The 10,541-nt window shown below is 50.4% G+C and carries 6 protein-coding genes and 1 tRNA gene; 3 read left to right on the top strand and 4 right to left on the bottom strand.

All coding sequences use genetic code 11. The features are described from left to right. A partial coding sequence (locus tag AAF564_23190) for a DUF1501 domain-containing protein (GenBank protein ID MEM8488472.1) occupies window positions 1-1,400 on the bottom strand: 1,400 nt, incomplete at its 3' end. Between the two features lie 112 nt (window positions 1,401-1,512). Beyond that, entirely contained in the window at window positions 1,513-3,030 is a 1,518-nt protein-coding gene (locus tag AAF564_23185) for a DUF1800 domain-containing protein (GenBank protein ID MEM8488471.1), read from the bottom strand. Between the two features lie 497 nt (window positions 3,031-3,527). Here AAF564_23185 and AAF564_23180 point away from each other — a divergent pair. Continuing rightward, window positions 3,528-3,611, top strand: a tRNA-Leu gene (locus tag AAF564_23180). Window positions 3,612-3,708: 97 nt separating this feature from the next. Here the strand turns inward: AAF564_23180 and AAF564_23175 are convergent. Together AAF564_23175 and AAF564_23170 are read right to left on the bottom strand one after the other, a co-directional pair. Further along, window positions 3,709-4,893 (bottom strand): site-specific integrase, encoded by a 1,185-nt coding sequence (locus tag AAF564_23175; GenBank protein ID MEM8488470.1) that lies wholly within the window; start codon window positions 4,891-4,893, stop codon window positions 3,709-3,711. A gap of 384 nt (window positions 4,894-5,277) precedes the next feature. Then, on the bottom strand, window positions 5,278-7,683 hold the full coding sequence (locus tag AAF564_23170) for a DUF3987 domain-containing protein (protein ID MEM8488469.1): 2,406 nt from the start codon (window positions 7,681-7,683) through the stop codon (window positions 5,278-5,280). A 109-nt stretch (window positions 7,684-7,792) separates the two neighbouring features. Here AAF564_23170 and AAF564_23165 point away from each other — a divergent pair, with 109 nt between their 5' ends. Together AAF564_23165 and AAF564_23160 are read left to right on the top strand one after the other, a co-directional pair. Continuing rightward, entirely contained in the window at window positions 7,793-8,596 is an 804-nt protein-coding gene (locus tag AAF564_23165; protein MEM8488468.1) for a tail fiber domain-containing protein, read from the top strand. Between the two features lie 26 nt (window positions 8,597-8,622). Continuing rightward, window positions 8,623-10,452 carry a T9SS type A sorting domain-containing protein gene (locus AAF564_23160; GenBank protein ID MEM8488467.1) on the top strand — a complete coding sequence of 610 codons (1,830 nt, stop codon included), beginning with the start codon at window positions 8,623-8,625 and terminating at the stop codon, window positions 10,450-10,452. The last annotated feature ends 89 nt before the right edge of the window (window positions 10,453-10,541 follow it).

Below are 10,541 nucleotides of genomic sequence, written 5' to 3'. Positions count from 1 at the left end.
GTTGTCTGATTGGCAAACGGATTGGGATAATTCTGGTGCAAATCAAACGCAGTCACAGCACCGGTTTCGGTTGACACACCGGTCCCAGAACCGTTGACGAGATCGAGGCGCTCAAAAGACTGCCCAAAGATATCATCTACCGCTACAGCGCCTACACCCAGCCAGCTTTCAAGGACTGTGGCATAGATCGAACGGAAGTCGGTAGAATGGACCAGGTTGCCTTTGTTGTCCAGCGTTTCCAGACTTGGAGCATCGCCAAAAAATCCGCCGTTCACATCTTTCCCCATAACAAAAAGCGGTGCAGCGGTGCCGTGGTCGGTGCCGCGGGAGCCGTTTTCTTCGACGCGCCGGCCAAACTCGGAAAAGGTCATTGTGAGCACACATTCGTCGTGCCCTGAATTGGTAAGGTCATCCTGAAAAGCACGCATCGCGCGGCCCAAATCGTCCATAAGGTTCTCGTGCCGGGTAAGCTGGTTGGCGTGGGTATCAAAGCCGCCGATTGACACGAGGTACAACCGCGTCGGCAGGCCACCCTTGATCATCCGAGCGACGCTGGCGAGGTCGGTTGCCAGGTTGTTTTGCTCCGGGTACGCAACCGCGTTTGTGCCAATGCCGAGCGCTTCGTGGATGACGCCGGCGTAATGGTATGAGTCATTGGCAATCGTCCGCACATACGCCAACTGGTCGCCGTGGTTGTTGCCCGGTACGGCGGCTTCATCATACAGTTGACCGCCATTGGCGAGGCGTTCGAGGATGTTCTGGCTGGCGATATTCATCCCCATCGGACTCAGCGGTCCCTGCAGGATCAGCGAAGAAGCCTGGCCAAGCTGAACAGCCAGCGGATGATCCGGTGGTGATTCCTGGAAATCGGGGTTCTCCGTATCAAAGTGCCGGCCAAGCCAGCCCGTGCTTAGAAACTCATCCGAATTGCTGCCTGTCGACCAGATGTCGGTTGAGCGGAAATGAGAAAGATTGGGGTCTGGGTAGCCAACACCGTGCACAATGCCCAGCTTGCCATCATTCCAGACAGATTCAAGCGGATTGAGCAGCGGGTGCATCCCGAAGTCGGCATTCAAATTCACCGCCTCCGCTTTGGGGATGGCGATGTTGGGGCGCAGGGTGTAATAGGTATCGTTTTCAATCGGGATGATGGTGTTCAAGCCATCGTTGCCCCCGTTGAGTTGGATGAGGACCAGCACACGGTCGGTATCGCCAGCCTGCAGGGCAGCGGCCAGCGGATGATACCCGTAGGCGTGCATCGGTTTGCCCCCCATCATGAAACTGGCTGCAACACCGCCGGCACCCAGTTGAGAAAGAAAGTCGCGTCTACTCCAGACTCGATGGTCCGCGGCATGCGCCCGGCCATGAGAAAGGCTGCTTCCAGGTCTAGATTTACGCATGGTTATTTCAGGTTTGGCTCACTGTGTTCGTGTATTTTCGGGCTTTCGTTTCTCCGGGTTTTCGATCTCGATAACACGAGAAAACGAAATCACGACAAAACGAACCCACGAACTACATAAGCTGATATTCAGGTAGCTGGGCGAGGTACGCAAAGAAGCCGCGCAGACGGACGGGGGTGGCCATTTCTTCGATGTCCCATTCATAATCGGGCGTGCCATCGAGCATGACTTCCACAAGGGTTTCGTATTCTTCTTCTGCAAGCGGCTGGGTGAGGAAGGCGTCCACCAGTTCGCGGGAGAGCGCGTACGGATCGCTCGGCGCACTCATTTGCTTGGCAACCGGAAGAGGGTCGAGGTCTTCAAAAGCCGCGTTCCCATTGATCATGTTGATTGCGTAATTCCAGCGCAATGGCATGGTGCCGGTAGAGAGCCAGGCGTGGTTACCGGGCCAGCCGGCGACATTGGGCGGCTCAAAGAGCGACTGACTCAGGTTGCGTCCGTACCTGTACATCGTGATGAGCGCATCATCGGGTAACACCATCCCCATTTCACTCACAAGGCACTGCAGATACTCAATCGGACTCTTAATTTTTGCGCCAATCACACTGTCATCAAAGAAGTGCGCACTTTTCAAAAGCGTCCTGACGATGGGCGCAATCTCGAAGCCCCCAGCGATAAACTGGGTAGCCAGTTCGTCAATGATTGCAGCGTCCGGCTCATCAAAAACAAACTGTTTGTAGAGCTTCGTGCACACGCGGTACGCCGTGGACTGGGCCCGTTCTTCGAAGATGATATCAATAACATCGTCGTACCCAAAGTCGCCCGTGCGGCCAAAAAAGGTTTTGTCGCCGGTATCGAAACGGTTGGGTTCAAAGTAGGAAGAGACGGTAGACCGATCCACGCGAAAGCCGGTGAGGGCGCGTGCAATTTCAGTGATCTCTTCCTGGGTATAGTTGGGCCGACCGCCGGCATCGGTGATGCCCATCGTAAAGAGCTCACAGAGCTCACGGGCATAGTTCTCGTTGGGGCCGTTTTTCTGGTTTTGCTGTCCGTTCAGGTAGAGCAGCATCGCCGGCAGCGTGCCTACTTCGTGTGCGAAGGTTTTGAAGTTAACCAGGGCGTGGGTACGCAGCAGGGTGAGGTACTGCACCATGTAGGGTCCAAGTCCGTACCCGCTTTGCTGGGTGACAAAGTGGTTGCTCCAGAGGAGGGCCATTTTGTCGCGGAGTCCATTGGCCGGCATGTCGCGCATCCACTGGGCGCGGTAGGCGAGTTTGTTGGCCTGGTTTTGCTCGTTGAACGCGTCTTTTTCCTCCTGTGGCGCTTCAAACGGCGGCGGCGGCACGGCGGCCCAGTCGGGCGGCGTCGGCACGGCCATTGCAATTGCTTCATCAACCAACAGGTCAACTGCTTCAGTCGGACTCATATTGAGAAGCGCATCCACTTGTTCACGTGGCGCGCCAAAGCCGGCGCGGCGCAGCAAATGGGCAGCACGCATCAGGTCCCAGGGTTGGTCAGGCGAGGGCGAAAAAGGCTCCAAGCCGGCCAGATTGGGCTTTTTAACTGCAGTGGGGAGCGGCAGGGTCCGCGAAAGAAACGCCCGTCGATTTAACTGTGTCGTTGTATCCATGGCGTGAGAGGTTAGCGTGAGCCGAGGGGCCGGACAAAAGGCAACAACAATTATACCGGCCTAAGTAGGGTTTGGTTAAATATACGCTGCTGGGTTGTAAGGTTATATTCTGGCTATATGCTGAATTTTGGCAGGGAAGCGGGAATGCCGAATTTCGAGCGCCGAATGCCGAGTGGATTAGGACTGGCGCAGTGGTTTCCGCATCGAGCCCGCGGAGGATCTCTGAGTGTCGAATGCCGAGTTGCGAGTGCCGAGTGGATTAGGATTACCGCTATACCCCACCCAAGTCATCCCGGACTCGATCCGGGAACCACAGGAATGGCACCACGCACCTTCTTTGAGCCAACCCGGTGGATTCCCAATCAAGTTGGGAATGACAGGCGCGATGAGAAAGCGCCGCACCCAAGCCAATCACTCGAAATTCGGCACTCAGAAATACCCCTACCCCGGAACCACAAACGCATGAAAACAGTACGCGCATTCTTCCCAACCCAAACGCCCGGGTGGCGGAACTGGTAGACGCGCTAGACTCAAAATCTGGTGGCAGCAATGTCGTGTGGGTTCGAGTCCCACCCCGGGTACTTCTTGCCAAAGCTTAGAATGCCTGTATCTTGTTGCGGCGCAACAGGTTATGGGCATTTTTCATTTTAGGCAAATCCCCCATTGTTAGCGCTATTGTTAGCTTTTGCTCTGAGTTTTGGCATTTTTCGCACTCAGCATGCGCTTCTCAATCGCTTCTGCCTGGGCAACTGAAAGAGCTGCCTTTCTCTGCTGGTAACGCCTGGTCATTGCTTCACTCGAATGGCCCAGCGTTCTTTGCACCACCGTCTGTGGTATACCTGCCTCCTCAGCATAGATGGCTGTCTGCGCTCTGAGGTCTTTGAACCGGACATGCATGAGTCCTACCATCTTCCTGGTGCGCTTCCACATGAAGTCGAGTTGATGATACCTGATACTGAACACGTTATCATCTGGCCCCTTCCCACTGCACAGCAAAGCCAGCTCCTGACAAAGGCTGTCGGTAAGAGGCACACTGCGCGAGCGCCTCGTTGCTTTGGTATCGTACAGGAATATCTCTCCACTGTAGCGGCCCGTATCCTCTGTGAGCGTCACATCTTTTACCAGTAGGCCCCTGAGCTTCTTGCCCATGTTCTTTCCGGGCAGTAATACACCTCGGTCTGCGCTCGTCTGAAGCGCCACACGGATAAGTGTTGCAAGCTCTGTGTAGCCCAGCTCCCTGCAGGCACCTAGCAGCCTGACAATCTCTTCTGCTGATAAATGTACTTCCCGGGTATCATCTTCTGCAGGAAACTGAACATCAGCAAAGATGCGGTTACGCTCGGCGTTGCCGATGTGGAAACGTAGCAGCATCGAGACGGCCCTAAGCATGGTTCGGCGTACGCTGTTGCGCTTGCGCCCATCCTTCTCAGCCTCTATGCATAAGCGTGTTATGTTCTGTGCTGTGAGTTCGCCCAGCTTGGCACCAGGTGGTGCATACCTTACGAGCATATCAAGGCCAATACCCACAGAACGTTCAGGACTGGCAAGCTCTCTGAATGACTCCACAGCGCTTGTTAGTAGCGGGTCACTAAGTCCTTGCTTCAGCGCCTGAAGCGCCCCTGTAGACTGTGCACGCAGAAGCTCTGGTAAACTCACAGACTTGTCACGACAAACCGCATCGAGTAAGGCATACCAGGAAGGGTCAGGCATTGCCTTCTGTGCTATGCCCTCAAGGCAGCGCTCCATATCGCGGGCCAGCTTCTTATCCGTACAGCGAGACGAAAGCACGCCAGTGTCACCGTAGCCAGGCAGGCTGCGCTTCCGTATCTGGTAGTATGGACTCCCCTCTCGTTTGTAAGGCATTGTCTTTACTCGGCTGGATTAGCTGGGCATTACTTAGTCAGATGCATTCTGCCTGGCCATCTTAGTTAGGTTCAAATATTAGGTCGACTTCGTTGATGGAGTATATTTTAAAGCGTGCTGCCTTTGCGGTCTTGACCCCTACTCGGGCACCTCTGAAATATCTTTCCAGTATGGCCATCTCACCACCAGCCCAGACAACACTTCCTAGTGGCAAGCGCCTACGTTTAGGTCTAAGCGATTCAATGAAGGCCTGCCGATGTTGTCTGAGTCCTTGCCGAAGCTTCGGAGTGATGTTTTCATGAGGCGATGCTCTGAGCTCATCTCCTATCAAACGCAGGGTAACACCACACTGATCGAGTAGGTACAGGGTTGATTCGTAACTCATCATATCACCTCCTCATCGCCAAGGATCTGCAGGCCGTCACCAACTGCTCTGGCTGTAATTTGGGACCGCTCTGGCTGCGGTTCTTTCACAAGTCTTAATTTCACCTCTGACTCGCCACCCTCGAAATTTGCGTTTTTTGAGGGGTCGTCTTTGAGAAAGTGCACTAAGTGCAAAAGTGCACCGTACTGTTTCAAAAATTTTCCCCTCTTTTGTTTGGTGGCATATCCTCTTTCACAGAGGTCATTTACTATGTTATGGGCCTGCCTTTTCTCAACGCCCCATATCCTCGATACATCTTTCCAATCAAATACTTTTGGCAGTTCAAATATCCTGCGCTCCTCCTCTGTTTGTGTTAGCTTCTCGAAGCTATGCTTGAAGTGAATACGGGCGGCCTCATACAAGAACCAGCGTGTGATTTCTATTGCCCGTTCTACGTTGTCTTGGGTTACCTCAAGCGAGTCCTGGTTCTCGCATAGCTGTAGTATGAGAGCAAGTCTTGCAGCAACAGCCTTTGATTTGGCAACACGGCTACGCTGTGGACCGCTTGGAAGCCTCGCGATTGTTCGTGCCGACTCGTTTACAAAGGCCTTGAATACCTCCTTGGCTTCTGCGGTAAGTGGTACTAACCGGGGCTGATCTTCAAGTATGATTCCATAGAGTTGATGGATGAGTTCGTTGTACTTCTCTTTGACTTCAATAGCCACCTCATCCTCAGTCCACTCCGGTACGTTCTCCGGCGGCTCTGCAAGCAGAAGCCGAGGTTCAAACCCAGACTGAAAATAGACTGGCTGCATCGACTTGGTAAGTACATCAGGCTGCGTTCCGCCAAGAACACTAACACAGGGACTTTTAATATCAAGCGTTGGGATTTCGTTTGACTTGCGATCGATAGTGACATAGTTGCCTTCATAGAACTCAATCCAGGTATGCAGGTCTGCTTCTCCCTTGGAGTACTTATTGAACGATGCCCACCAGGCAGCAACCTCATCCCGCGCTAGCAGCAAACTTCGAGGGTTCTGCGCGTGAACGAAAGCCATCGTCTCTATTGTGATGTCGTTTACCCTGACGCGAGAACGAACTGGTCTGCCTTGTGACTTTTGCTCATCTTTCTCGAGGAGGCTAAAGTTTTCAAGCTCGGCCTTGAATATTTCATGGCGCTTGGCTTCAAGGAAGTTCACGGGCTTTAGCATAGCCTTGATTGCAGGCGACTTCATTGTACCAGATGAGCTAACAATGATAGTCCATAGCACACAGGGCTCGTCCCAGTCAGACTTAAGCTGAATACGTGTTGTATTGCCTATCGCGGCTGCAGCTATTGGAAAGAATGGAACCGCCAGCAGCGCTGGATCACAATCCAGTGACTTAGAATAAGCTGTAACGTAGTCCCTGGCTACTGCTGGAAGTAGCTCAACCGGGAACGGTTTGAACTCATATTTTTTAGGAAGGGTACGTTGCACTATTGCACTTATTGCACTTTCTCCTTCTTCAAGATGCCTGCCTACTTCGTCACTCTCTCCCCCATTCTCAGGTAACATGTAGTCTTCAGCAGCGCTGCCTGAGATTGCCTGAATAACAACATTGCGCGCAAAATCCCGGATGTTTACATGTGGGTTTACTTCCCACTGAGCTGCTGCATCAGCAATCTTGTCAATGTTCTCACGCGGCCCTGGGCGCTCGAGTTGCTCTTCGTTCATGACGTGAAGGCATGCACGGACAGCTTCGGGTGTAATGCCATAGCCTCTCATGAAGCCTGCTGCAGCTACTAACGTATTGTGCTGCTCGCCGTAAGGAATTAGCTCAGCAACTGCGCTGCATTTACGTGACTGCTTCTTGTGCTCGTCGCTGTTGTAGTCAATCTCAATTGGGATAGCATTGTAATTGACATATGGGTCCTGGTCAGACGTAGCATAGCGTATCCTGTTGATGTTATTCTGACTAGAGCCAAATCTGACGCCAAGCATCTGCCCGGCCACCTTGTGCGCAATTTTGTACTGCTCTTCTGTACGCGGCGATTCGCTGACAGCTACAAGGCAAAACAAATCTCTTCCGCCAAAAGAGCGAGCCACTAATACTACGTGTGGATTTTGAACGAGGATGTTCATATCCCCTTCTGGATCACCAGACTCATCAACATCAAAGCCTACCAGGCCATTAAAGCTCTTTACGTCTTCTTTCTTGCGCCCAGCGCATAGACCGGTAAGCAGAACGGACGGTGTCTGTTTTTTGAGTCTGATGTACTCATCGCTACCTTTTGCGACGCTACGTCCTTTCATGACTGTCTCGTCGTAGGCACCATCGATGAACGACTCGACGTAGTCCTCCAAGTTGAGCGTCACAAATTCGTCGTTTTGCTGCCCTGCACTGATTGGAGTAATCAGAGTAATTTTGCTTTGCTCGTAACTCATTCCTGCACCTCCTTTGCTGCGGCCGCACATGCGTCGCGAACCTGCGTGTATAGTTTATTGTCTGTTATCTGGTAACGTGGCTCCTCTTCCCAAATTAATCTCTTGTGTTGTGTTAATCCTCGCTCTGATTTCTCAACCTGCAATCGCGCAAATCGAACTGGATAATAGCGGCAATGTCGGTATCAAGGACGCCTCACCAGGCACTAGCCAAACGTTGAATTTACAGGGTACAAATGCTACTGGAATCAAGATCGTAACCAGTCATTCAGGGCCTTTTAGCTATGGATTGAACTCGCAGATATCGAGTGGGGCTACCAATTATGGAGTCTGGTCAAGAGCACAGAACGGTTCGAGCGCGAACTACGGTATTTATGCCGAGGGTAAAGGCGGTAGTGGTACATTTTCCTTCGGTGTTCGTGGTAACGGAAGAGGGGGTAATACAGCTTATGGCGTCTATGGTGAAGTGACTGGTACTGCGACAACGGAGTGGGCTGGCTTTTTTGCTGGTAAAATTTATGGCGATTGTTGTATGTGGAGTTCAGACGAAAAACTCAAAGAGGATATTGTTGGCTTGGATGGTGCTAGCATAGTACAGAAGCTGATGTTATTGAGGCCTACTTCATATTCATATAAGCAAACCGAGGAATTCTCGGCCTTAAATCTGGGTAAAGGGATGCAATATGGGCTTATCGCGCAAGAAGTAGAAGAGGTGTTTCCTGAATTCATTGAAGATGTGACGCAACCAGCTTCAATAGATGAGAATGGAAATGACATGGGGAAACCTATGACATTCAAAGGCATGAACTATAATGCCCTCATCCCCCTACTTCTCGCAGCAATTCAAGAACAACAGGCAGAGATCGATGCGCTTAAGACCGCGTTGCAGTCCAACGGGATTCTAGTTGATCGCTAGCCTATTAAACCAACAAGGCTACTCCTTTGACAAAAAGATTTATTGTCATAACACTCCTCGGTATTATTCTTCCGGCTGTTGAGCTCTATGCTCAGAATGTAGTCTATGTAAACCAGGCTGCCACTGGCGCGAATACAGGCGCGTCATGGGGTGATGCATTTATTTTTCTTCAGGACGCATTAGATGCAGCGCAAAGCGGCGATGAAATCTGGGTTGCTGCAGGTATTTATCGCCCTGATCGGGGAATGAATGTGAGTGAGGGAGATCGTAATGCTACCTTTTCCTTGAAAAGCAATGTGGGCATATATGGGGGGTTTGTGGGAGATGAATCTAATAGAATTTCTCGTGATACGGCCCGAAATAAGACAGTATTCTCTGGTGATTTGCTTGAGGACGACAGTGATAGAGTTTTCGCCGATGAACCTTCACGTCAAGATAACAGCTATCATGTAATTACTGCCATAGACTTATCAGACTTAACAGTACTAGACGGTCTGTTTATTTCTGACGGTAACACGGGGGGAGCATCTTTTGGGACAAAAGGAGCAGGCCTTTTTGTTTCTCAAGCTGACCTAAAATTAGATGGGGTTACAGTTGAAGCTAATACCTCGCTATATGGTGGTGGTGGCATGTATGTATTTAACAGTAAGTTAACAGTTTTGAATTCATTCTTATTGAATAACACAGCCGCATTACCACCGCCTGGACTAGATGGAGAAGGAGGAGGAATCTATTACTTATCGGGAGACAGCCTTGTAGTTGAGAATACTGTATTTAAGGGGAATAGTGCATCCGATGGCGGAGGCTTGTGGCAAGATGCTGAGACTGCTCAAATAAATGGAGTATCGTTTTTGGCTAACTCAGCTGTTTTGGGGGGAGGCTTTTATAATTTTAAATCTGATGCATATATCATAAACACCTTCTGGGGAGGCAATGAAGCTATTGTTGGTGCTGGTGGATTAATGAACGAAAATAGTGACCCCCACTTGACTAATGTAATATTTTCGGGAAATAGGACAACAGGCGATTTGTTAGGTGGAGGTGCTGTAATGAATTATGAATCGAATCCGAGGTTCATAAATTCAGTCTTCAACAAAAACAATGCAGTCGGAAGGGGTGGGGTTATGACAAATGACTTTAACAGCAATGTTACCCTAATCAATTGCATTTTAGGGGACAATACTGCTGCACAAGGTGAGCAGATCTGGAATACCACACAGGGCGTTAGTATTACTAATAGTTCACATAGCATGTTTTTGAATGCCCTGCCGGATGGTCTGATTGACGAAGGTCAAAACTTGGTAGCTGAACCATTATTTGCTAATCCGCTTGGCATAGATGGGGTTGCCGGAACACAAGATGATGATTTGAGCTTATTGCCAACATCACCAGCCATTGATAATGGCGACAATAACAGGTTGCCAATGGATAAATTCGATTTAGATGGTGACGGGAATATTACTGAATACACTCCCTCTGATTTTGCTCAGAACAAACGCATTTTTGATGGAGGTTCAGGAGATGAGGTCGTCGACATGGGAGCCTTGGAGTTTGATGCTCCTTCTGTTTTTGTGTCTAATGAAGTGGCTACTGTGAATCGCGAATACAGTATCAGAATCTATCCTAATCCGTTCAGATTTAACGCCACAATACAGATTTGTGTTACCTTTCCCCAAAAAGCGCAGATAGTGATATACGATTTACTTGGGCGCGAAGTTGAAGAGCTGTATCATGGTCAATTACAATCTGGCTGTGTTAATTCTTTTGATTTAAATGGAATGTCTCTTTCGAGTGGGATTTATTATATGCGTGTTTTTGGCCAAGGCAGCAAAACCGCTAAAATAGTGAAAATGTAATTAGATTTGGCCTTGATAAAGGCGCATATGCATTAGAATTCAACTTCAATTGAGGACGCACTAATGTTATCCAGACTCTTTCGGGCGGC

The organism is Bacteroidota bacterium (assembly GCA_039111535.1).
In the GTDB taxonomy this organism is placed as follows: Bacteria; Bacteroidota; Rhodothermia; order Rhodothermales; family JAHQVL01; genus JBCCIM01.
The sequence above is the reverse complement of the archived record's forward strand: the minus strand, read 5'-3'. Positions and strand labels throughout refer to the sequence as shown.

Excerpts from the sequence above, each read along its gene's own strand:
- AAF564_23185 (MEM8488471.1), bottom strand. The coding sequence starts at position 3,030 with ATGGATACAACGACACAGTTAAATCGACGGGCGTTTCTTTCGCGGACC.
- AAF564_23175 (MEM8488470.1), bottom strand. The coding sequence starts at position 4,893 with ATGCCTTACAAACGAGAGGGGAGTCCATACTACCAGATACGGAAGCGC.
- AAF564_23170 (MEM8488469.1), bottom strand. The coding sequence starts at position 7,683 with ATGAGTTACGAGCAAAGCAAAATTACTCTGATTACTCCAATCAGTGCA.